Source organism: Acidimicrobiales bacterium, from assembly GCA_040219085.1.
Taxonomy (GTDB): domain Bacteria; phylum Actinomycetota; class Acidimicrobiia; order Acidimicrobiales; family JAVJTC01; genus JAVJTC01.
Map to the genome: position 1 here is coordinate 1 of JAVJTC010000011.1, position 21,953 is coordinate 21,953.

Below are 21,953 nucleotides of genomic sequence, written 5' to 3' on the forward strand. Positions count from 1 at the left end.
GTCGTTGACCTGGGATCGCGGCAAAGAGATGGGCCAGCACGTCGAGTTCAGCATCGACACCGGCATGGCCGTCTACTTCTGTGACCCCCACGCCCCATGGCAGCGCGGCACCAACGAGAACACCAACGGCCTCATCCGCCAATACCTCCCAAAGGGCACTGACCTCAGCCGGCACGACCAGGCCCGGCTCGACGAGATCGCCGCAGAGCTCAACGGCCGCCCTCGACAGACCCTCGGCTGGATGACACCATCCGAAGCGTTCGCCCAAGCTGTTGCGACGACCGCGTGAGACCGCCTACAATTGGGTGGACAGATGAAGCTATGTATCGTTGGTACGGGTCGGTGCGGCACAACTCTGATCTGGCAGATGCTGAACGACCACCCCGATCTCTTCGTCTTCCGCGAGACCCATTGGCTGCCTGCATTGCACGACGCCTTCGGGACAACGATTGGGTCTACAGAAGCCATGCTCGATCTGGTAGCGCGTACTCGCTTCGTCACCGGAGAACCAACGACCCCGTTCGATGTGGATGCCTTCCGCTCCAGTTCACGGTACCGGCCCGAAATGACGGTTCGTTCATTCGCGGACGCTCTGGGAGAAAGTCATGCGGAAATACACGGAAAGCGCTTCTGGGGCGACAAGACTCCTGATTACGGGTACTTTCTCGGGCCGCTCCAACTCCATTGGCCTGGCGTCCGGATCTTGCATTTAGTGCGAGATGGTGTCGCGACGGCCGCCTCAATGTCGAAGCACATAGGTTATCGCGGCTTGGCTGCTGCAAGGCGAGTGCATTGGTGCCCACTCTCACTTGACTACGACCCGCCCTCATCCCCTTTTCCTGAAACCGAGATGAGCCATTTCGCGGACCTATGGCACGATCGGCTGGTGCGCGCTCGCGATGAGGCAACGCGGCTCTCCCCAGGCAGCTACCTGGAGGTGCGCCATGAAGCGGTCATCGCAGACCCCGCGTCCGAGCTCGCCAGGATTGCCCAATTCGCCGGTCTCGCCAACGATCCCTCATGGCTTGCCAGGGTGCCGACATTCGTCGATCCTCGTCGGGGTCTGGGCCGTGTCCGACCAGTAGAGGTGCTGAAGGACTTTGGCCCGCGCCCCATGAGGCTCTTATCAGAGCTGGGCTATGATGCAAACCTGAGGCAGGCGTGAGCAGTCTGACCCAGCTCACCAATGGCCCTGACATTGCGCCAGCCGCGCTAGTCGTGGTGACCTGCGTTCGAAACGAGGCCCTGCGTCTACCTGATTTCCTTGCGCATCACAGGCGACTGGGTGTCTCGTCCTTCCTCATCATCGACAACGCTTCGGACGATGGCACGACGGAGTTCCTCACGGCCCAAGACGATGTGCGGCTCTACCACACGAACCAGCCGTATTCGGAAAGCGGCTGTGGCATCGACTGGCAGAATGCCGTGTTGGCTGATGCCGCTGTCGGGCATTGGACCCTGATCTTGGACGCTGACGAGCTCTTTATCTTTCCGGGCTACGAGCGGACGTCTCTTACGGAGTTCGTCAATTGGGTTTCGGAACGTCGCGCCGACGCGGTCGCCGCTCCGATGCTCGATATGTACCCAAATGGTCCCATCGCCAACGTCGGCTACCAACCGGGTGCCTCGTTGCTCGAAACCTGCCCTTGGTTCGACAGCACCGGATACAGCCGCCAGTCCATCGCTCCCGGGCTCGAAGTCATTCATCGCGGCGGCCCACGGAAGCGCCTGTTTTGGGACGGCCGCCGAGCAGATTTTCCCTCACCAGTGCTTCACAAGATTCCACTTGTACGCTGGCAGACCCGCTTCTCACTGACGGCTTCCACACATGCGCTGAAGGGTGCCACACTGGCAAAGGCGACCGGGCTCCTTCTCCACTTCAAGTTTCTCCAGGATTTCGCCAACAACGCCGACAGCGAGTCCCGTCGGGCAGAGCATTTCATGGGTGCTCGACAGTACGTCGCCTATCGAGAGGTTCTCGCTGCGGACACAGGCCTGACCGCATTTCATGACGGCTCAGTGCGCTTCAGCGATAGCCGCAAGCTAGTCGAACTGAAGCTCATGAGCGTGCCGAAAGGCTATCCATTTGTGCCGGCAGCTGTGAACACTGAGACGAACGGCGTAGCATAGGAGAACGGCATCGTGCAGGGAACCTGGAAGGACTTCTTTGTTGTCGACGAGAACGCGCGCGACCTCGGGGGTAATCTTCGCCACGGCGATGGCAACACGATCACGCCGGGCCTTTGGCAAGCTCTAATCGATCGGTTTGCGCCGCGTACGATGCTCGATGTGGGTGCCGGAGAAGCACACGCTGCGGCCTTCTTCGCTCGCCAGGGGATCATCGCCCACGGATTCGACGGATTGAAACAGAATATCGCGCGAGCGATGCACCCAATTGCTCTGCACGACTTGAAAGCCGGACCATACACCTACCCCTGCGACCTGGTGTATTGCGCGGAGGTGGTGGAGCATATTGCGGAGGAGTATCTCGACCACTTGATGGAGACACTGACAAACGCACCAGTGGTTGCGATGACCCACGCATTGCCTGGCCAGAGAGGGTACCACCACGTCAATTTGCAGCCCCCGGAGTATTGGATTGAGAAATTCGCGGGCTATGGCTATCGGCCCACAGTCGACATCGACGTTCTGCGCGACACTGCCCGACGTGAGCGGGCCGACAGCTTCTTCGCTCAATCCGGACTGGTCTTCTTAGAGGCAGAACAAAGTGAACCATGACGAGCCCTCGGTCGTTGTCGAGACGCGACACCCGTGCTGCACGTGAGGCCAGGCGAAACTCGTTCCCTGCAGCCAGTTGTTAACCGAAACCATGGAATGTTCTAGGAGCCCACAATGCCCATCCGTACAGGAGAGATTTTCCGTGACGCCGTACGGGAAAAGGGGATTGACACTGGGCTTTTCCTGGCGAGCGATTTTCGTACGGGCTCGACACTGATTGGAAGGCTGTTGGAGATGCAAACTGGACTCCCGTTCCAACGGGAGTCCTTCAACACAGTGCCAACGTGGCATTTCATGCAGGAAGCGCCTCTGCGGCAGGCAGTCCTGGCGGCGCTCGGGCCAGTTCGGCTCGGGTGCATGGCTTCCAAGTTGATGTGGCCACACCGAAATAATCTGGCGCGGGTTCTGGGCCATAACACGACTGATGCCGTCGCCGACTTCCGTAAGATATTCCCGCGCGCGCGGTTTGTCCACGTAGCGCGCCGGGACAAGGTGGCCCAGGCGGTATCGTTTCATATAGCGCGACACAGCAACGTGTGGTCTTCGTCGCAGGTTACCAGGGAACTGGACGGTCCGGTCTCGTACAATTTCGCCGAGATCAAAGACTACTATATGCATTTCATCATGTTTGAGACATTGTGGGCGGAATTCCTGGCTTCCGCCGATCCAGAGGCGCCTCTGATCTACTACGAAGATCTAGTGGACGATGTCACGGGTCATATGGAGCTATCCATGGCACATCTCGGGCTCGATTTCGACCGCACAAGAGTACCGGCTGATTTGCCCCTCGAACGTCAGGCGGGCGACCTGGCCCAGAGTTTCTGCGACCGGTTTCGCCATGACCTCGGACGCGACTCACCGGTCGAGTTCCTGCCCGGGCGACTAATTGGCCCGCCGACACCGTAAGCGCAATCGCTCTCCCTCGTACAGGTCGCATCAGGTGCTGATGTACTTAGCTATCGCTGCTGCGGTTTTGAAGCGAGATGATCGGCGTTGGCCTCGGCGGGGCCGGAGATGACTCGGGTCGTCCCGACTCCCGGCCCGGTGGTGGCGCTCGAAGCGCGCAGGGCCTGTCTCAGTCGGCGACGAGGGATTCCGAGTCGAGCAGCGAGCGGTGGAACAGACCATCGGGGATCTCCGCACCGACCCGGGTGAGGGCGAGATGCCAGGTCGGTGACGAACCGAGCGACCACCGCAGGAACGACACCATCGCCCGCCCGGCGAATTCGGCGCCGGGCACGTCGACGAGCCCGAGAAGACGCCGCAGCTCGGTCGGCAACGTCGCGACTGCCGCAGCGAAGAGGCCCGCGTAGCCGGCCCGCACCGCGAGGGGCAGGGGCGGGTTGCGCAGGAATCTGATCGCCTCGGCCTGACCGGGCGACCGGGCGAGATCGGGGTGGTCGACGATCCAGGACGACAGATCGGCGGCGGTGGTCGGCAGTGGCGCCGCGTCGAGCAGAGCGCCGACCTTCGTCTGCTCCGCCACGAACCGGTCCGCGTCGCCTTCGGTCAGCCGGCGGGGGCCGTAGTGCCGATAGGCGGCGAGGAACGAGTCGGTCAAGGCGTTGTGCACCCATGCCGCCATCTCCGGGTGGGAGGCCGAGTACGGCCGGTCCCTGTGAGACCGGCCACGCACGGGCCGATGGGCGCCTCGGACGACGGCGACCGCCGCCTCCACCTCGGCCATCGCCCCGAACGACGTGGCGGTGACCCACGACGACGTGCGTGAGAGTCGCCCGAGCGGATCGGTGCGGTAGCGGGAGTGGTCTGCGACCCCGGCCGCGACCTCGGGATGCGCGGCCTGGACCAACAGCGCACGCAGGCCGCCGACGAAGGCCGTCACGTCACCGATGACGGGCCAGGTCATCGAGTCCGGACCGAAAAGGCCCGGGTCACCGCGGTACGACATCGTGTCGGCGAGCGGATAGTCGGCGTGGGAGAACAGTGACGTCGTCGCATCGACGACGCGGGACCTGTAGGCGTCGGCGAGCGCCGACATGGGAGATGTGAACACGGCGGCCATCACCTCCTTTCTACGGCGGAGGAATGATTTCGGACGCAGCCGAAAACCCGGTCCGCCCCTGGCGGGGGCCAGGGGCGGACCGGGAGAGGGAGCCTCGACGGTCAGGAACCGATGATTCCGCCGTCCCTACGCCAGAAGACGATGGTGGCGTCGCGGGGCACCGCGCTGCCTGTCGGCCAGGTGGTGGTGGCCGGATCGCCGTCACCGGGGTGCTGGACGTTGCAGAACGCCGTCCGCCGGTCCGGGGTCACGGCGAAGCCGGTGATCTCACAATCCTTCGGCCCGGCCAGTAGACGCTTGATCACGCCCGTGGAGGCGTTGCCGACGAGCAGCTGGTTGTTGCCGTCGTCGGGCTGGCCACCATCCGTCTCGATGATCAGGCGGCCATCGGGATCGGCCCACAGACCGTCGGGCGAACCGAACGCACAGTCGGTGCCGTGCGTGTCCGAGGCCAGGATCCAGATGTCCCACAGGAATGTCGTGCCTGTGCCTCCGCCGGCGTCCATCCACTTGATGATGTGGCCGTCGGGGTTGGGGGCCTGCGGGTTGGCTGCGTCGGCCACCTCACGACGGCTGTTGTTCGTCATCGTCATGTAGACGCAGCCGTCGGCGCCGATCGTGCCCCATTCGGGGCGATCCATCGGTGTCGCGCCGGCAGCGTCAGCCGCGAGACGGGCGTGGACGAGGACGTCGTCCATGCTGGAGAACCTGGCGGCGACCGCCGGGTTCGAAAGCGTGAGGGGCAGCCAGTCGCCCGTGCCGTCCTCGTTGAAGCGGGCGCAGTAGAGGGTGCCGCTGTCGAGGGGGCTCTGGCCGTTCGCCACCATCTCGGGCCACGGCCCCGACGAGACGAACTTGTAGACGTAGTCGAAGCGCTCGTCGTCGCCCATGTAGACCACGACGTGACCGTTGCCGGTGACCTTCACAGCTGCACCCTCGTGCTTGAATCGGCCGAGAGCCGTGCGCTTGACCGGAACGGCGCTCCCGTCGAACGGGTTGACCTCGACGATCCAGCCGAACCGGTTGGACTCGTTCGTGTAGGCCGGGTTCGACAGGTCCCAGCGGGGGTCGAAGACGTGCCAGCCGTAGCCGAAGCCGTCTGCACTCAGCCCATAGCGGCTCTGCGCCTCCGACGGAGAGAACCCTTCCCCCTCACTCGAGCCGAAGTAGCCGTTGAAGTTCTCCTCGCAGGTGAGGTACGTGCCCCACGGCGTGTACCCGTTGGCGCAGTTGTTCACCGTTCCCGCCGCAGCGTTGCCCGCCGGGGTATCGAGAAGCGGCGAACCCGCCACGGGACCCGAGAAGGTGACGGGGGTGTTCGCGGTGACACGGCGGGTCTTGTTCGAGTTCACCGTGACCCACGTGTCGCCCACTCGCTTGATCTCGTAGCAGCCGATGCCGTGCGCCGCCTGGGAGACCCTGACGTCCTCGAGGCTCTCGGGGAAGTCCTTGCCCAGGACGTGGGGGTTCGTGCCGAACTCGTGGTTCACACACAAGACACCGTGGTTGTTGTTGATCGCGAAGAACCACATGCCGTCGTGGCCGATACCGATCTGGTTCTCCTGGGCGGCCGATGTCGGGGGCCATGAGAAGCCGGGCCCGCCGGGCCGGACCGGATCGCCCCAGGGGAGAATGACCGAGTAGTCGTAGTCCGACGAGATCGACACGCCGGTCCCGCCGTAGAGCGGAATCGGGTCGAAACCCACGAGGGGGTCGTTGAACACAGCGGGGGCGGACGCGTTCGCGGCAGCTGCGGTTCCGCTCAGTCCACCGGTGCCGATGAAGCCGGCTGCAGCGGCGGCGAGGCCACCGCCGATGATGCCGCGGCGCGAGAGTCGGGCGCGGGCGATCTCCTCGAAGGGGCGGCTCGAAGTCGGGTTACTGACGCCGTCGTCAACGGTCATTTCTCAACACCTCGGGGGTCGGTCGATACAGACGCCGCCGAACCTAGAAGTGCGAAATGACCCGTCGATTACGCGCTGGCGGCTGCAGCGAGACGCCGAGCCGAAGCTTGGAGGACAGGGAAGCGAAGTTCAGATGACTTACGGGAAGCTGACCGAATCACACAGATCGACAGTTGCGTCGACTGGATCCGGGCCGCTGTGCGGTCGGGCTACCCGCGGGTCAGTCGCACCGGCGCCCACCAGCCGAGCGCCAAGCCGCCGAGGAGGCCGGCAGCGGGGATGATGTAGAGCGCGACGCTGTCGAGCGGCACCACTCCGGCCAGCAGCAGGTCGACCGCGAGGAAGATCCCGAACAGCAGTCCGCTGACGAGCCCGAGGATCGGGCGGCCCCGGGACCAGGCGGTTCGTCGGTCCTTCACGACTCACCTCCCGGAGAGTCCGTGGGAGGAGGGTTCACGATGGTCGGCGCGTCCGGATCCACGACCGTCGCCTTCGGGTCGACAGGCGGCGGCGCGGCGGCCGGCGGATCGGCGACGATGGTCGTCGCGGCTCCCCCCGGCTTGATCTTCCCCTGCGGTCCGGTCGCCTTCGAGACAGCCGAGAACGCGACGCCCGTCGCGGAGACGGCTGTCCCGCCCACGGCCACCCAGCCGACGAAGGTGTCGAAGAACCCGCCTTCGAACCTGATCTTGATCGTGCCGTTACAGCGGATCCCGTCGGCGTCGACGTGCTGGCCGACAACGGTCATCTCGACGTTGCGCGGAATCGCAGACGGAAAATCCCACGTCACCGTCCCCCGGTCGGAGCTGTCCGTGGCATCGTCGTCCCACACCCACCTGTCATCGAAGCTGATGTCGGGGATTCCCGGCGGTGTCTTGATCTTGACGAAGCCCTCGATCCGGCGCTCCGGGCCGGAGTAGGGGGTCGTACCCTCGTAGGTCGCGCTCCCCGAGATCGGAAGCTCGTAGACGCCACCGGACTCGTACGGGTCGACCCTCACACCGTTCGACAGATCCGCGCTCGCGGTGCACCGGCCGGTGGCGTTCGCCGGATAGTCGTCCGGGAACCCCTGGGCTGCGGCCGCCCCGGCCGCGAGAAGAAGCGCTCCCAGACCGACCACTGCCGCTACGACGATTCGTCTCATCGTGCACCCCCGAATTGCCTGCGTCCAAACGGTAGTCGGCCGTCGTCGAGCGTGCTGGCGAGCCGCGCAGCCGGGGGCGCAGCGAACCCGAACGCTCGCTCAGGTGATGCGCGGCGGCGTGAACCCGTCGGGCATGACGACGTCGTCGGGACCGAGGTCCTCGATGGACGACTTGCCCAGTCCGAGCATCGTCGAGTCCATCCCCATGCGCAGCACGTCGAGGACGTTCTCGACACCGGCCTGACCGTTGACAGCCAGACCCCACAGGTAGGCGCGCCCGATCATGACGGCCTTCGCTCCGAGCGCCAGTGCCTTGACCACGTCGCTACCGCGCCGGATCCCGCTGTCCATGACGACTTCGATGTCGTCGCCGACCGCCGCCACGATCTCGGGGAGGACCCGGATCGCCGCCGGCGCGCCGTCCACGTTGTTTCCGCCGTGATTCGACACGGAGATGGCGGTGGCGCCGGTTTCGACGGCCCGGCGGGCCTCGTCGGCCCGGGCGATGCCCTTCACCATGAAGGGGCCGCCCCACTGCTCGCGTAGCCAGGCGATGTCGTCCCATGTGGCCGGCGGCGTGGTCATCCACGTGCCGTAGGCCTCGAAGAAACCGGGCACACGCTGACCGGGGGGCACGAAGTTCGGAACCCCGAGGCCGGGAAGTCCCCCGGAGCGGAGCCATTCGATCAGCCAGCGGGGCCGCAGGGCGACCTCGGGTGCGTGCTTGATCACGGTCTTCAGGTCGATGCCCTGGGGGATGTCGGGGCTCCCCCAGTCGCGGCTGTGCGAGAACGACCAGTCGAGGGTCACGATGAGACCGACAGCGCCGGCGGTACGGGCTCGGTCCATGCGGGCCTGCATCGAATCGCGGTCGCCCGCCCAGTAGATCTGGAAGAAGGTCTGGGGATTCGCCTCGATGACATCTTCGAGTGGCTTCGACGCGAACGAGCTGAGTCCCATGACGACCCCACGGGCGGCGGCTGCACGCGCGACGGCCACCTCACCGTCGGGATGGACCGCCTGCACGCCGGTGGGAGAGATGATGACCGGCATCGACATCGGCTGACCCATCACCGTGGTCGCCAGGGCGCGTTCGCCCGGTTGACCTGCGGTGATCGGCCGGAGGCCCAACTCGTCGAAGGCCGCGGTGTTGTCGCGCATCGACACGCCCGCCTCGGATCCGGCGACGAGCGCGCCGTACACCGACGCCGGCAGGAACTTCTTGGCACGACGCTGCGCGACGGCGATCGACTCGAACCAGGCGTTGGGCACTGCGTCTCCCGTTGTGGACGTCGGTTCTCGGACGAGGCAGCACGGTACCGGCCTCAGGCCGGGCGGGACGAACTGTCAGCCGCCCGGGCGATGGGGAGCGTCCGCGCGCGTGGATCCTCCGGGCAGGTCTGCCCATCACGGAGACGACGATCGGATCTGTCAAGTGTGATGAGCCGGCGATGCGTCACGCGCCGCCCGCAGCAGCGCCGCCGCGACGGCGATCAGGATCGCGAAACCGATGTATCCGAGGGCATCGGGCACGCCCGCATCACGGGCTCCGTGCAGGAGGGCGAGGTCCGGCCAGCGCCCCGCATCGACTCCGTCCTCTGCGACGTCGTCGGATTCGATCGGGATGTCTCGTCCGACATATGAGAACGTCTCGACGATCTGCGCCGGGTACGCCCGGTCACGAGCGATGGCAGCGGAGGAGAGCCCGGCGACCCCCTCCCAGTTCGTGACGGCTGCCACCGCACCGATGATCACGGACATGCTCAACAGCACCACCGTGACCAGTCGTGTTGCAGAGGACACGCTCAACAGATGGGACCCGACTGCGGCCACTGGCAGCCACAGGAGCGGAATGACCGGCACGAGGTAGCGCGGTCCCCACCCGAACGCGCCCCAGTTCGATATCGAACCCACTGCGAGGAGATACCCCCCAACCGGGAGCACCCAGGCGAGCGTGAACGCCCTCACGACCGGGGACAGTGATCGCCAGGCCAGGGGGAGCCACAACGCGAGCAGCAGGATCGGCGAGAACCACAGCAGACCACGGTTGGGTGAGCCGATGAGCCCGAACGCCCCGGCGAGTGGGAAACGCTCGAGTGGTTGGTTCTCCGCGAACGTCGCGATCGGTGGGCGTAGCGGGTTGCCCGTCGCTGCCGCGTTGAGCACGAGGACGGGCGTCAGCACGACGGCGAAGGCCACAGTTCCGCCCGCAAGCCGCCACCAGGTGGCTGGCTGCCCGAGCGTCCGGGCTCGTCGCGCTGAGACGACCTCGGTGAGCACGCACCCGGCCAGGAGAAAGGCGGCGAGTGAGAACCGGAACCAACTGGCGAGCGCGGCGACGACGAACATCGCGGCGCAGCCCCGTTTCGAGCTGTCCGACTGCGAGAGACGGCGGACGCCCAGCCATGCGACCCCAGCGACGAGCACCGCCGCCGGATAGACGTCCCAGGTCCGATTCGAGTAGGGCAGCAGGATCGTGGCGACGAGGCCCAGCGTCGCCCAGCTCATCGCTCGTCGTACGGGCATGACGAAGCGGAGGCCGAGGAACAGCAGAACCGGGAGCAGGGCGGCGAACGCGCCCGTCGCCACGTTCGCCAGAACCTTCGTGGTGTCGGTGGGATCGGCCTGGCCCACAGGCTGCCGGCCGGCGACACGTGATGCAAGGGCTCCGGTGGTCAGGAGGACCTTGTTTCCCGGGTCGTGGGCCTGGTACCAGTCACCGTCGGACGATCGGACCCAGCCATTCGTGCCGTCGCCGGATGGACCTGCACTCTCGGGCAGGACAGGGACGATCCTCGACTCGAAGTCGTCGCCATCGATGGCGAGGTGACCGGTGTCGAGGAGATGAACCGAAGCCACGAGCTGGTTGAAGGTGTCGATGTTGCCGATCCGCCCGCTCGCGATGGCGGCCTGGAAGACGAGCGCGGATGCGCAGAACAACAGGAGGCCACGGGTGCGACCCGGGAGCGGGCGGCTGCCCTCGTCGGGGCCACCCCGGGGTTCACCTAGCGTCACCGACACGACGCAGCGCGGGTTGGATAGGGCGCACGTTCACACTGAGAAGGTTGCCACGGCTGGACAACCGGCGCCCTCGACCCGCGCCCTCAGCCGGCGCGCCGCCGACTCAGGTCGCGAAGGCCGTGCTCGGCAGGTCGGCGACGTCACCGGCGATGGCGGCGCAGATCGTCGCCGCAACCGCCGCCGGTTCCAAACCCTTCGGCATCGCCGGTGCCTCGCCCTCGACGGGGCGCCCGGCCAGACCGGTCTCGGTGTGTGGGGGGCGGGCATCGATGACCCGGATGCGCCGGCGGCGCGCTTCACGCCCGAGTGCCTCGTCGAACGAGCGCACCGCTGCCTTGGATGCACCATACGCGGCCATACCGGGCAGGTTCTGTTCCGCGATGACACCGGAGATGTTGACGATGACACCCCCCCCGTCCATTGCGCCGAGTGCGGCCTGCGCCAGGAAGATCGGGATGAAGGTGTTCGTCATGAAGAGCTCTTCGACGGCGTCGACCGAGAGCTCGTCGATCGGACCGAACGCCACGACGCCCACAGCGTTGATCACGACGTCAAGGCGGCCCGCGTACTCCACCGCAGCGCGTACCGCTGCGGTGCTCGAGTCGGGATCCCGGAGGTCCAGTGCGATCCGGTGACCGGGGACGTCGAGAGCGGCCAGTCGGTCCTCACGACGAGAGACCAGAGTGAGCTTCGCTCCTCGTCGGGCGAGGTCCCGGGCGATCTCCGACCCCAACCCACCGGTGGCCCCGGCGACCAGGACCGACGATCCGTCCATGCGGTGTTCGGGCAGGTCGCTCACAGGCTTTCCTGATCAGGCATCTGAATCCTCCAACAGCGAGGCGGATGCCTTCTCTACGGCCTACCAGGTGCCCGTAGATGCGGTCCGGCCCGGTCTGTACGGCGGTGACCACCGAGGGAGCCGTCAGTCACGTCGTGGATTCGGCGACCTTCTCGGGAACGAGCAGCTCCGCGGACATGTCCTCGCGACACGACGCGCAGATCCCCTGGGAGAGCGGGGGCATCGACGCCCGCTCCAACAGTCGGTCGGCCTGAACGACCGCTTCGATGTCCATCCAGCCAGAGCCGTGCCGGGCTCCCCCACACCAAGCGCACACCAGGACGGGCTCGAGACCGTCGTCGCGCTCCGACTCGGGGTCGAGCAACGAAACGGGCGGCCGGGCTTCCTCGAAGACCAGGGCACACCGGAAGTGCACCCGGCCTTCGGACTCCGGCGTGACCGTCATGTCGAACCACCGCCGGGCATCGGGGGCGTCGCAGCGGAGCGAAACCACAGCTGCTCTCTCCATCACCCGGACGCGCCCGACGAGTAGCCGCCACAGTTCGCGGATCTCACTGCTGTCGAAGTAGGTCCACAGCGTGCGGTCTGACGCCGGGTTCGCCAACTCCGGGGCGTCGTTGTCACGCGCGAACTCGGCCCAACTCTGCCCGACATCGATCACGACGTCGTCGGCGTCGATGCGGTACTCGACGACTGTGCCCGTCGAGGAGACCCGTGACGGCGGTTCCTTTCGTGCCCGTGCCGCGTCCGAACGGACCGCGGCATCGATGCGGTCCCAGAGTTCCGGCGGCGGGTCGACCCGTTCGAAGTCCGATTCGTCGAGCTGTGAGAGGACCTCACGGATCCGGCTGATGGTGGCCGCGTCGGCGCCTGCATCATCCCGGTCACGGTGCATGCTCGAAGCGTAGCCACTCGTGCCGAACCCCACGAGTAGCTGCACGCGCGCTACGGGGTTGCTGGCCGGGGTGGGCTCGAACCACCAACCTCCTGATCCAAAGTCAGGCGTTCTGCCAGTTGAACTACCGGCCACTGACGGGCCCACGGTACCGCCCGGGGAGATCCGCGCCAGGGAAGTTCGCCTGGGCGTTGGCACGGCGCCGGGCGGCGATAGCGTAGGCGCCCTCATGGGATCTCTCGTCAAGAAGCGCCGCAAGCGCATGCGCAAGAAGAAGCACCGCAAGATGCTCAAGCGCACGCGTTTCCAGCGTCGAGCAAAGGGCAAGTAGCCCTTCTCCGCCTCTTTCGGGGCGGCAGTCAGAACTGCGACGACCCGGGCCGGTGGCCTGGGTCGTCTGCGTTACCCCGCCTTGGCGACGCGTGCATCACCCACCGCGGGTGCCACTTCATGGAACGGTCGTCACACCCGCCGGGACCGTCGCCACGACCACCCGGCCGCCACCGGGGAACGAACCCTCGACGAACCAGGTGGAGCCGCTCCCGGCGAGCCTGGCAGGCTCTCCCGTCGCCTGCTCCAGCCGGTCCCGCCACTCCCCCAGGCGCGGCTCGACGTCGAGCGCGGCGGGCTCGAGGTCGTTCCCCCGCTCCCCGACCGGCGCACCCATCTCGTCCCAGCGCCGATACACGGCGGGCGTCGAACAGCCGAAAGGCGGCGTGAGCAGGGTGTAGGTGCGTTCCTCGTATGGCAGCGGTTCGACGATCTCACCGATGCCGGTGACGTGGGCCCGCCCGCCGACGATGCAGAAGGGCACGTCGGCGCCGAGCCCGCCGGCGGCGTCCAGGTCGTCGAAACCGGCCCACACGAGGACGGCTGCGGCATCCGCCGAACCCCCTCCGAGCCCGGCGCCCGGAGCGATCGCCTTCGTCAGACGCACCCGGGCACGCCGCTCCACGAGCTGCAGCGCGGCCGAGACGAGGTTGTCCCCGGTGGTCTCGGGGACGAAGAGTCCGGTCGCTGCGTCGCCGAGCGATCCGCCAGCCACCTCGAGGCCGTCACCGTCGGTGATCTCGAGCGTGTCGTGGAGATCGAGACTGACCATCTCCGCGTCGAGGAGGTGGTAGCCGTCGGCACGCACACCTGCCATCCGCAGCCGTGTGGTCAGCTTCGCATGGGCCCTGAAGATGGTCACGCTTGGACCCTAGGACGCGCCGCCGGCGACGGCCTCGGCGAGACGGAGCCACTGCGCCACCGTCAGTTCCTCGGGTCGGGCCGACTCGTTCACGTCGGCGGCCACGAAATCTCCGGGCTCGGCGAGAGCCGCCAGTGACCGGCGCACCATCTTGCGCCGCTGCCCGAACGCGGCCCGCACCAGCGGCTCCACGCCCACCCAGCGTGCGAACGCGTCCGCGTCGTCGTGCCGGTCGAGCCTGACCACGGCGCTGTCGACGCGCGGCGTCGGAAAGAACACGGTCGGTGGCACCCGGGCGACGATCTCCGCTGTGGCGAAGTGGTCGACCACGACAGACGGGATGCCACGCAACGCAGAGCCGGCCGGGGCGACGAAGCGTTCGGCGACCTCGCGCTGGACCATGACGACCATCCGGTCGATCCGAGGTGCGTCCACGAGCGCATCGAGGACGATCCCGGTGCCCACGTTGTAGGGCAGGTTCGCGACGAGGACCCAGCGGTCATCGCCGCAAAGGGCATCCCAGTCCAGTCCGGTGGCATCGACATTGAGCACCTCGACGGCGAGGCCGTCGAGCACCTCGGCGAGAACCGGGATCAGGCGGCCGTCGATCTCGATCGCGGTGACCCGTGCGCCGGCATCCGCCAGGGCGACGGTCAGCGATCCGCAGCCGGCACCGATCTCGACGACCCGGTCGCCGGGTTCGATCCCCGCGAGTCGCACGATCCGCTCGACGGTGTTGGGATCGACGACGAAGTTCTGGCCGAGGGACTGGCGTAGGCGTACGTCGTGTCGGTCGAGGAGCTCTCGAACCCGGCCGGCTCCCAGGGTCATCGCGGGACCTGTCCGGTCGCTACAGGTGCGCTCAGAGAAGGTGGACGCCGCAGTGGGGCCACGGACCGGCGCCGTTGTGGAGATAGAGCTCGAGGGCCATCGCGTCCTGTTGGGCGGGAGTGGCATCGATGGGCTTCACGCCGACGAGGGCCGGGTAGTGGTCCTGGGCGATCCAGTTCCACGTCGCCTGGGAGAACTGGTAGGCGCCGTAGTAGGGGCCGGCGGGGTTGACCGCGTCGTAGCGGCCTCCCGCCTCACACTGGCGCAGCGCCTCCCACTGCGCAGGCGTGGGCAGGCCGGGATCAGACGGCTCAGCGGTCGGGTCCGGAGTCGGCTGAGGTGTCGGCGCGGTGGTCGGATCCGGAGTGGGCTCCGGCGTCGGCTCAGGAGTCGGCTCGGGGGTGGGCTCAGGAGTCGGCTCTGGCGTCGGCTCAGGAGTCGGCTCGGGGGTGGGCTCCGGAGTGGGCTCTGGCGTCGGCTCAGCGGCCGCTGCCACAGTGGGCTCAGGTGCCGGCTCGACGGGCGCGGCCACGGAGAGGGCGGCCTCGGGCGACGGTTCGCCGGGGTCCTCGTCGGCAGCGGCCACAGCCGGCTCGGGCTCGACACCGAAGTCGAAGCCGAGGGCCGCATCAGCCGCGGCCTGCGCTTCGCGGGCTTCCTGGACCGAGAAGGCCGACGGCGGAGGCGGGTCGTAATCCGAGGGGCCAGAATCCGCGGCGGTCTCGAGGAGGTCGGTGGCGACCTCATCGTCGTCGTCGGATTCGGGGGTCGGCGAGACCTCGGGCGTCGGCTCGACCGTGGGGGTCGGCTCCGACGGCGGGGATAGCTGGGGAGTGCCCGCTCCGTCGGCCTGCACGACGATGACGCCGACCATCACGATGACCGTCATCAGCGAGACGACGCCCCACCAACCGACGCGGCGCGCGAATGAACCCGATGACGTTCGGGGGACGGACTGCGTCGGTCCCGTGGTCGGGACACTCCGCTCTACGGCCACGAAGTGCACAAACTAGGGACTCCGTAACGTAAATGCAACCTTTCGGGGTCCCGGCGGGGTCCGATCAGCCCAGGCCGAATACCCGCTCCGTGTTTCTCCAGGTGAGCCCCGCGACGCACGCCGTCGTCTCGCCGCGTGCCTCGGCCAGACCCGCTGCGACGAACGGCAGCCATGCGGGGCGGTTGGGCCGACCCCGGTTCGGGACGGGCGCGAGATAGGGCGCGTCGGTCTCCACCAGGACACGGTCCGGGGGACACAACGCCGCAGCGGCCCGCACATCGGCGGCGTTGCGGAACGTCACGATCCCGCTGAAGGAGAGGTGCGCACCACGCTCCAGCGCCCTGGTTGCCTCGACGGGTCCGCCGGTGAAGCAGTGGAAGACGGTGCGCGCCGGGACGCCGACATCGTCGAGCACCGCGAAAGTGTCGTCCCAGGCGTCGCGGCTGTGGATCACCAACGGGAGATCACGCTCGTTGGCCCAACCGACCTGCGTCGCGAAAGCCTCACGTTGCACTTCGCGTGGAGAGTTGTCGTAGTGGTAGTCCAGACCACACTCACCGATCGCGGTGACGCCGGGCGCATCGACGAGGTCGGCCAGCGTCTCGGTGCCGTCGCTCGCATCGTGGGGGTGCAGGCCCACCGTCGCGTAGACGCCCTCCCGGCCGGCCGCCTTCTGCAGCGCCGCCAGCGACGTGGCCCGGTTGGTTCCGACGTCGATGAGACGCAGCACCCCCGCCTCGGCCGCCGCGGCGACCGCCACGTCGACGGGATCGTCATCGGGCCCGTAGGCGAGGTGGCAGTGGCTGTCGGCGAAACGGACGCCGTCGCCGTTCATCCCTTGAGGCGGGGGAAGAGCGGATCGCCCTTCGAGACCGCCAGGCCGCCCGGATAGCCGCCCCAGAGCGCGGCACCGGGCAGACGCTGGTCCAGCACCGATCCCGTCATCCCGATGCGCGCCCAGGCCGTCTGCGCTGAGGACGGGATCGCAGGGCTGGCGAGAATCGTCGCGATCCGCAGGGCCTCGAGAGCGTCGCCCATGATCGTGTCCACCTCGGGGCCCGGCTCCAGCTTCCACGGCTCACGGTCGGACAGGTACTCGTTGGTGTCGCGCACGATGCGCCACGTCGCCTCGAGGGCGATGGCCGGCTGCACGCGGTCCCACGCCTCCGCCGTCGCCGCGTAGGCGTCCGCCACGATGGCAGCGAGCGGGCTGTCCGCATCCGGAGCCGGCCCGATCCCGTCGCACTTGGAGCCGACGACGGTGGTGACGCGCTGGAGCAGGTTGCCGAACGTGTTGGCGAGGTCGCTGTTGTAGCGCGACATGAGGTGTTCGTAGCTGAAGTCGCTGTCGGGTCCGAACGGGTTGTCGCGCAACATCGCGTAGCGGAACCCGTCGACACCGAAATCCGCGATCAGGTCCGACGGTGCTATCTGATTCAGCTTCGACTTGGACATCTTCTCCCCGCCGATGAGGAGCCACCCGTGGACATGGAAGCGGGGCAGGTCCTCCACCCCGGCGGCGAGAAGCATCGCCGGCCAGTACACGCAGTGGAAGCGCAGGATGTCCTTGCCGATCAGGTGATGCGCCGACGGCCACCACGCTGCGAAACCGTCCTCGTCGGCGCCGAAGCCCACAGCAGTGGCGTAGTTGATCAGCGCGTCGTACCAGACGTAGAAGACGTGCTGTTCGTCCCAGGGCACCGGCACCCCCCACGACAGGGACGTGCGCGTGATCGAGATGTCGTCGAGGCCCTGACGCAACAGTCCCAGCGCCTCGTTGCGGTAGCCCTCGGGGGCGATGTTGTCGGGCGTGTTCTCGTACCACTCGAGGAGCCGGTCGGTGAACGCCGACAGACGGAAGAAGTAGTTCTCCTCACGCATCTGCTCGACCTGGCCCGACACCCGGCCCTCGTCGACATCCTCCTGGGTGACGTATGCCTCGTCCGAGACCGAGTACAGACCCTCGTAGACGTCGGAGTAGATGTAGCCGTTGTCGTAGACCCGCTGCAGGAACGTCCGGACCGCCTCGTAGTGGCGGGGCTCGGTGGTCCGGATGAAGTCGTCGTTGGCGATGTCGAGTTCCCGCCACGCCTCGCGGAACCTCTCGCTGGTCCGGTCGGCCTGCTCGATCGGTGTGAGCCCGTTCGACTCGGCTGCCCGCTGGACCTTGAGGCCGTGCTCGTCGGTTCCGGTGAGGAAGAACGTCTCGTCGCCGAGCAGCCGATGCCACCGACACACGGCGTCACCGTTGAGGGTCGTGTACGCATGACCGACGTGGGGTGCGTCGTTGACGTAGTAGATCGGCGTCGTCATGTAGTAGTGGGCCACGGCCGACACCCTAGCCACGCGCCGCGGACGCCCCGCCGGTGTCGTTCAGCCCCCGGCGACCTCGCGCAGCGTCGGCCGGGCGACGAGGGTCTCGTCGGGGTCGTCGACCAGCCCGCGCTCGGTACGCAGGTCGTCGATGCGGGCGAGCTCACGCTCGAGCATGCGACGCCGTGTGCCGCTCAGCGACTCGAAGGACGAGGTCACCGTCCCCAACTGCTTCTCGACCTTGTCGATGTGGTCCGAGAACTTGCGCCACTCTTTCGAGAAGCGCCCGAGGCAGTCCAGGATCTCACCGGACGTCTCCGACACCGCGAAGGAGTCGATCGCCTGGCGCACCACGGCGAGCACGGCAAACAGGGTGAACGGCGAGCACAGAACGACCTTCTGGGAGATGGCCCAGTCCACGAGAGCGCTGTCGCGTTCGTGCAGGAACGTGTACACGGCCTCGTTGGGGATGAACAGCACGACGTAGTCCACCGTGCGCTCCGGATCGATGTAGTCGCGCGTCGTGATCTCCTTCACACGGTTCCGCACGTCTCGCGTGAACGCCTTGGCGAACTGCTCCGCCTCGGCATCGTCGGTGGCATCGAGGTGACGCAGGTAGTTGTCGACAGGGAACTTCACGTCCATGTTCAGCTCCCGGCCCTTGGGCATGAGGAACGTGAAGTCCGGAACGGTGCCCGCGGCGCCCGCGGTCTGGCGGCGGTAGCTCACGCCCTCGACGAAGCCCGCGGACCTCAGCACGTCGTCCGCCATGCGCTCGCCCCACTGGCCCCGCGTCTTGGGATGGGCCAGGGCATCGCGCAGTGATGCCGTGGTCAGCGACAGAGCCGACGTGATCTCGGCCGCACCCTTCAGCTTCTCGACCAGCTCGCCGTGCTGGCTCGCCCTCTCCCGTTGGAGCTGTGAGACGGCAGTCCCGACCTTCTCCAGTGCCGCGGAGATCTCGCCGACGCGCGACTCGAAGCCGGTGTGGCGCAGCTCCATCTCACGCCCCGTCGACTTCAGGCGGTCGTCGAGAGTCGCGCCGGCCAGCTCGAGGGCCTTGTCGGCGGCGGCGGACCCGGCTGCGGTGACGGTGAAGTCGTGGCGGGCATCGAGCGCTGCGAGTACGGCGTCACGGTCGGCGGCGATGGAGGCCAGCGCCGCACGGTTGGCCTCCTGCACGTCCTCCAGGGAGCGACGGTGGGAGCGGTTCATGAGGACGAAGGCGGCGACCGCTGCGGCGACGAGCACCGCGGCGAGGACCGCGAGAACTGTGACGATGATCATGGCCCCGACGGTAGAGACGGGGTGTGACAGCGTCGGGGATGCCCGGCGCGCGGTCCCGGCTCAGAACCCGCTCAGACCCCGGCCGCCGCCAGCAGCCAGGGCCGCACGATCGCCACGGTCGCATCGGGGTCACCGGGGACGAACAGCACCGTGACCGGCTCGAGCGCGTCGCCGGGGTCGTCCGCGTGCTCCACAACAGGTTCCGATTCAGCGGGCTCGAAGGCCTCCCGGACACCGCTGACGAGTGCCGTCGCCAGAGCGAGGGCCGGCATGCCGGCGACCCCGCGGGGCGGCTCGACCACCGGGCGACCCTCCACTGCCGCATCGAGCGCGCGCAGCGTGGCCTCGTCGTACAGGTCAGCGAACGAGATCCGCCCGGTGCCGCGGTCCTGCCCGGACCCGTCGTCGGGGCCGTCTCGGGGATCAGGACCGGTGGACGCCACGGCCCGATTCTACGGGCGGGACCGACGCGGGACCCGGCTCAGCCGCCCAGTGCCGCGTCGTAGGCGCGGCGGCGGGCCACCCCGAGACGCTCGGCCACCGCGCGCGCCGCGTCCCGCTTCGAGGCCCCCGCGGCGATCTCCGCGCTCACCGCAGCTGCGATCTCGGCGTCGTCGGGCTCGGCGGGCGGCGCCGCACCCTCCACGACGATCACCACCTCACCACGGGCCGCGGTCCAGTGTTCGCGCGCCTCGTCGAGGGTTCCGCGCCACAGTTCCTCGTGCAGCTTCGTGAGCTCGCGCGCCACGAGGACACGGCGCCGTCCACCACACGCCTCGGCCATGTCGGCCAGGGTCGCCCCCAGCCGGTGCGGGGACTCGTAGACGACCACGACCCTCCGTTCGACGGCGATCTCGGCGAGACGTTCGCTGCGAGCACGGCCACGCCGGGGAAGGAAGCCCTCGAACACGAACCGCCCACCGCCGAATCCGCTCACCGCCACCGCGGTCGCGACAGCCGAAGGGCCCGGAACGACCTCCATCGGCAGCCCGGCGGCCGCCACGGCGGCCACGACGCGCTCACCGGGGTCCGACACGCCCGGCATTCCCGCGTCCGTGACCAGCGCCACCCTGTGGCCGGCGCGGATCTCGGCCACCACATCGTCAGCCGCGTCCGCCTCGGTGTGTTCGTTGACGACCAGGTAGCGCGCTCCACCGAGCCCCAGCGCCGTCACCAGTCGGCCGGTACGCCGCGTGTCCTCGCAGGCGATGACGTCGGCAGCGGCGAGCGCGGCCGCACCCCTCGGCGAGAGATCCTCCAGATTTCCGATCGGTGTGCCGACGACGACGAGTACCCCGCTCACCGTCTGATCTCGAGCTCGTCGCCGACCTCGAGCCCCCAGCGGGCGAAGGAGCCCGCCTCGGCTTCGATCACGTGACGCGCGTGCAGCCTGGGCCGACCCATGCGGTTGCGGTGCATCGAGACCGTGTCGATGACGACCATGTCCGCATCACAGAACGCGACGTCGACGGCGAAGCGCATGCCGAACGTGTGCACACCTCTCGCAGGGGTCAACAGGATCGCCCCCTCGCAGCCGTCGCGACCGAGCAGCCCTTTCGTGCGCGCGCCGAAGCGCTCTGCGATCTCGCAGCTCGCGAGCACCCTGTCGCCGCGCACCAACCACGCCATCGCACAAGTCTCACACGTCTCGGCCCTACCCGGGCAGGTCGGCGGTCACTGCGTCGCCCGGTACCTCGGTCATCCGCCCCGCCCGCCGCGTACGTCACCTCAGACGTTGAAGCGGAACTCCATGACGTCGCCGTCCGCAGCCACGTAGTCCTTGCCCTCGGAACGGACCTTGCCCACGTCACGCGCCGCGTGCCACGACCCGGCTGCGAGCAGTTCGTCCCAGCGGATGGTCTCGGCGCGGATGAAGCCGCGCTGGAAATCGGTGTGGATCACGCCGGCGCACTCGGGCGCCGTCGAACCGGCCCGGAAGGTCCAGGCCCTGGACTCCTTCTCACCGGTCGTGAAGAAGGTGCGCAGCCCCAGGCGGTGGTAGGCGGCGTGGATGAAGCGGTCCAGGGCGCCTTCGCCGAGCCCCAGTCCCTCCAGCATCTCGGCGCGTTCGTCGGCGGACAGCTGAGCCGCCTCGGCCTCGAGCTGGACACACATGCCGACGACCTCGGCGCCGGCGAGCTCGGCCTGCACCGGCTCGATGATCTCGTCGATGCGGTCCAGATCACCGTCGCCCACGTTGACGACGGCCAGCACGGGCTTGTTCGTCAACAGGAAGAACGGGCCGAGGCGTTCCTTCACTTCGACGGACAGGTCACTGCGGTACAGCGGCGTGCCCTCACCCAGGGCCGCCTCCGCTGCCTCGAGTGCGGCGACGACCGGGGCCAGGGTCTTGTCACCCTTGGCCGCGCGGCGTGTCTTGTCGATCTGTCGCTCGACGGAGTCCAGGTCGGCGAGGCTCAGCTCCACCTCGAGCACGCGCAGGTGCTCCAGGGGATCGGAGGGACCGGGGACGTCCGCGTCGTCGAAGGCCCGCAGCACGAAGACGATCGCGTCGACCTCACGGATGCCGGCGAGGAACTTGTTGCCGAGACCCTCGCCCTTGCTCGCACCCTCGACGAGACCCCCGATGTCGGTGAACTGCACGCTCGCCGGCACGACGTTGCGCGACCCGCTCATCTCGGCCAGTTGATCCAGGCGACCGTCGGGCACCTTGGCCACCCCGACGTTGGGGTCGGTGGTCGCGAAGGCGTAGGGCGCCGCGAGGGCGCCGCCTCCCGCCAGGGCGTTGTACAGGGACGACTTCCCGGCATTGGGAAGACCGACGAATCCGAAGCGCTCCACGAGGCG

Annotated in this window: 24 protein-coding genes and 1 tRNA gene; 6 read left to right on the plus strand and 19 right to left on the minus strand. The window is 67.7% G+C overall.

The genetic code is table 11. The features are described from left to right. From RIE08_05075 to RIE08_05095, 5 genes are all read left to right on the plus strand, one after another. On the plus strand, nt 1-289 hold a 289-nt coding region (locus RIE08_05075; protein ID MEQ8716964.1), incomplete at its 5' end, for an IS30 family transposase. A gap of 24 nt (nt 290-313) precedes the next feature. Continuing rightward, complete coding sequence (locus RIE08_05080; GenBank protein ID MEQ8716965.1) at nt 314-1,165, plus strand: sulfotransferase; 852 nt, start codon at nt 314-316, stop codon at nt 1,163-1,165. Beyond that, nucleotides 1,162-2,130 (plus strand): glycosyltransferase family 2 protein, encoded by a 969-nt coding sequence (locus RIE08_05085; GenBank protein ID MEQ8716966.1) that lies wholly within the window; start codon nt 1,162-1,164, stop codon nt 2,128-2,130. The genes RIE08_05080 and RIE08_05085 overlap by 4 nt, the downstream gene beginning before the upstream one ends. 12 nt (nt 2,131-2,142) lie before the next feature. Beyond that, nucleotides 2,143-2,739 (plus strand): hypothetical protein, encoded by a 597-nt coding sequence (locus tag RIE08_05090; GenBank protein MEQ8716967.1) that lies wholly within the window; start codon nt 2,143-2,145, stop codon nt 2,737-2,739. Nucleotides 2,740-2,853: 114 nt separating this feature from the next. Next, on the plus strand, nt 2,854-3,645 hold the full coding sequence (locus RIE08_05095) for a Stf0 family sulfotransferase (GenBank protein ID MEQ8716968.1): 792 nt from the start codon (nt 2,854-2,856) through the stop codon (nt 3,643-3,645). A 169-nt stretch (nt 3,646-3,814) separates the two neighbouring features. Here the strand turns inward: RIE08_05095 and RIE08_05100 are convergent, their stop codons facing one another. The 9 genes from RIE08_05100 to RIE08_05140 all read right to left on the minus strand — a co-directional run bounded on the left by RIE08_05100 (nt 3,815) and on the right by RIE08_05140 (nt 12,659). After that, the gene (locus RIE08_05100) at nt 3,815-4,762 is read right to left on the minus strand and encodes an oxygenase MpaB family protein (protein ID MEQ8716969.1); all 948 of its coding nucleotides are present in this window, start codon (nt 4,760-4,762) and stop codon (nt 3,815-3,817) included. Between the two features lie 101 nt (nt 4,763-4,863). Beyond that, nucleotides 4,864-6,666, minus strand: coding sequence for a PhoX family phosphatase (locus RIE08_05105; protein MEQ8716970.1), 1,803 nt, complete (start codon nt 6,664-6,666; stop codon nt 4,864-4,866). A 209-nt stretch (nt 6,667-6,875) separates the two neighbouring features. Then, nucleotides 6,876-7,085, minus strand: coding sequence for a hypothetical protein (locus tag RIE08_05110; GenBank protein ID MEQ8716971.1), 210 nt, complete (start codon nt 7,083-7,085; stop codon nt 6,876-6,878). After that, entirely contained in the window at nt 7,082-7,810 is a 729-nt protein-coding gene (locus tag RIE08_05115; protein MEQ8716972.1) for a hypothetical protein, read from the minus strand. The genes RIE08_05110 and RIE08_05115 overlap by 4 nt, the downstream gene beginning before the upstream one ends. 99 nt (nt 7,811-7,909) lie before the next feature. After that, nucleotides 7,910-9,082: a mycofactocin biosynthesis FMN-dependent deaminase MftD gene (mftD, locus tag RIE08_05120; protein MEQ8716973.1), complete on the minus strand. Its 1,173-nt coding sequence runs from the start codon at nt 9,080-9,082 to the stop codon at nt 7,910-7,912. Nucleotides 9,083-9,241: 159 nt separating this feature from the next. After that, nucleotides 9,242-10,825 carry a hypothetical protein gene (locus RIE08_05125; protein ID MEQ8716974.1) on the minus strand — a complete coding sequence of 528 codons (1,584 nt, stop codon included), beginning with the start codon at nt 10,823-10,825 and terminating at the stop codon, nt 9,242-9,244. A 109-nt stretch (nt 10,826-10,934) separates the two neighbouring features. Then, nucleotides 10,935-11,630: an SDR family NAD(P)-dependent oxidoreductase gene (locus tag RIE08_05130; protein ID MEQ8716975.1), complete on the minus strand. Its 696-nt coding sequence runs from the start codon at nt 11,628-11,630 to the stop codon at nt 10,935-10,937. 127 nt (nt 11,631-11,757) lie between these two features. Further along, a complete protein-coding gene (locus RIE08_05135; GenBank protein ID MEQ8716976.1) occupies nt 11,758-12,525 on the minus strand; it encodes a hypothetical protein in 768 nt (255 codons plus the stop codon). Between the two features lie 61 nt (nt 12,526-12,586). After that, nucleotides 12,587-12,659, minus strand: a tRNA-Gln gene (locus RIE08_05140). A gap of 95 nt (nt 12,660-12,754) precedes the next feature. Here RIE08_05140 and RIE08_05145 point away from each other — a divergent pair. Further along, nucleotides 12,755-12,856 (plus strand): AURKAIP1/COX24 domain-containing protein, encoded by a 102-nt coding sequence (locus RIE08_05145; protein ID MEQ8716977.1) that lies wholly within the window; start codon nt 12,755-12,757, stop codon nt 12,854-12,856. Nucleotides 12,857-12,973: 117 nt separating this feature from the next. On the opposite strand, the gene RIE08_05150 is transcribed toward RIE08_05145, so the two are convergent. The 10 genes from RIE08_05150 to ychF form a co-directional block, all read right to left on the minus strand. Then, on the minus strand, nt 12,974-13,717 hold the full coding sequence (locus RIE08_05150) for a 4-(cytidine 5'-diphospho)-2-C-methyl-D-erythritol kinase (protein ID MEQ8716978.1): 744 nt from the start codon (nt 13,715-13,717) through the stop codon (nt 12,974-12,976). Nucleotides 13,718-13,726: 9 nt separating this feature from the next. After that, nucleotides 13,727-14,548, minus strand: coding sequence for a 16S rRNA (adenine(1518)-N(6)/adenine(1519)-N(6))-dimethyltransferase RsmA (gene rsmA, locus RIE08_05155; GenBank protein MEQ8716979.1), 822 nt, complete (start codon nt 14,546-14,548; stop codon nt 13,727-13,729). Nucleotides 14,549-14,579: 31 nt separating this feature from the next. After that, on the minus strand, nt 14,580-15,437 hold the full coding sequence (locus RIE08_05160) for a transglycosylase family protein (GenBank protein ID MEQ8716980.1): 858 nt from the start codon (nt 15,435-15,437) through the stop codon (nt 14,580-14,582). Between the two features lie 172 nt (nt 15,438-15,609). Continuing rightward, entirely contained in the window at nt 15,610-16,380 is a 771-nt protein-coding gene (locus RIE08_05165; GenBank protein MEQ8716981.1) for a TatD family hydrolase, read from the minus strand. After that, nucleotides 16,377-17,873 (minus strand): class I tRNA ligase family protein, encoded by a 1,497-nt coding sequence (locus RIE08_05170; GenBank protein ID MEQ8716982.1) that lies wholly within the window; start codon nt 17,871-17,873, stop codon nt 16,377-16,379. Before RIE08_05170 ends, RIE08_05165 begins: the two co-directional genes overlap by 4 nt. Nucleotides 17,874-17,918: 45 nt before the next feature. After that, a complete protein-coding gene (locus RIE08_05175) occupies nt 17,919-19,145 on the minus strand; it encodes a DNA recombination protein RmuC (GenBank protein ID MEQ8716983.1) in 1,227 nt (408 codons plus the stop codon). 71 nt (nt 19,146-19,216) lie between these two features. Continuing rightward, nucleotides 19,217-19,588 (minus strand): hypothetical protein, encoded by a 372-nt coding sequence (locus tag RIE08_05180; protein ID MEQ8716984.1) that lies wholly within the window; start codon nt 19,586-19,588, stop codon nt 19,217-19,219. 38 nt (nt 19,589-19,626) lie between these two features. Further along, entirely contained in the window at nt 19,627-20,448 is an 822-nt protein-coding gene (gene rsmI, locus RIE08_05185) for a 16S rRNA (cytidine(1402)-2'-O)-methyltransferase (GenBank protein ID MEQ8716985.1), read from the minus strand. Beyond that, on the minus strand, nt 20,445-20,774 hold the full coding sequence (locus tag RIE08_05190) for a DUF192 domain-containing protein (GenBank protein MEQ8716986.1): 330 nt from the start codon (nt 20,772-20,774) through the stop codon (nt 20,445-20,447). Before RIE08_05190 ends, rsmI begins: the two co-directional genes overlap by 4 nt. Nucleotides 20,775-20,873: 99 nt before the next feature. After that, entirely contained in the window at nt 20,874-21,947 is a 1,074-nt protein-coding gene (gene ychF / locus RIE08_05195) for a redox-regulated ATPase YchF (protein MEQ8716987.1), read from the minus strand. Between the last annotated feature and the right edge of the window lie 6 nt (nt 21,948-21,953).

Bases quoted from the DNA above. Each gene is read 5' to 3' on its own strand.
- RIE08_05105 (MEQ8716970.1), bottom strand. From the start codon at position 6,666: ATGACCGTTGACGACGGCGTCAGTAACCCGACTTCGAGCCGCCCCTTC.
- RIE08_05165 (MEQ8716981.1), bottom strand. From the start codon at position 16,380: ATGAACGGCGACGGCGTCCGTTTCGCCGACAGCCACTGCCACCTCGCC.
- RIE08_05175 (MEQ8716983.1), bottom strand. From the start codon at position 19,145: ATGATCATCGTCACAGTTCTCGCGGTCCTCGCCGCGGTGCTCGTCGCC.
- RIE08_05100 (MEQ8716969.1), bottom strand. From the start codon at position 4,762: ATGGCCGCCGTGTTCACATCTCCCATGTCGGCGCTCGCCGACGCCTAC.
- RIE08_05115 (MEQ8716972.1), bottom strand. From the start codon at position 7,810: ATGAGACGAATCGTCGTAGCGGCAGTGGTCGGTCTGGGAGCGCTTCTT.
- RIE08_05095 (MEQ8716968.1), top strand. From the start codon at position 2,854: ATGCCCATCCGTACAGGAGAGATTTTCCGTGACGCCGTACGGGAAAAG.
- rsmA (MEQ8716979.1), bottom strand. From the start codon at position 14,548: ATGACCCTGGGAGCCGGCCGGGTTCGAGAGCTCCTCGACCGACACGAC.
- RIE08_05145 (MEQ8716977.1), top strand. From the start codon at position 12,755: ATGGGATCTCTCGTCAAGAAGCGCCGCAAGCGCATGCGCAAGAAGAAG.
- RIE08_05135 (MEQ8716976.1), bottom strand. From the start codon at position 12,525: ATGCACCGTGACCGGGATGATGCAGGCGCCGACGCGGCCACCATCAGC.
- RIE08_05080 (MEQ8716965.1), top strand. From the start codon at position 314: ATGAAGCTATGTATCGTTGGTACGGGTCGGTGCGGCACAACTCTGATC.
- RIE08_05160 (MEQ8716980.1), bottom strand. From the start codon at position 15,437: ATGACGGTCATCGTGATGGTCGGCGTCATCGTCGTGCAGGCCGACGGA.
- RIE08_05190 (MEQ8716986.1), bottom strand. From the start codon at position 20,774: ATGGCGTGGTTGGTGCGCGGCGACAGGGTGCTCGCGAGCTGCGAGATC.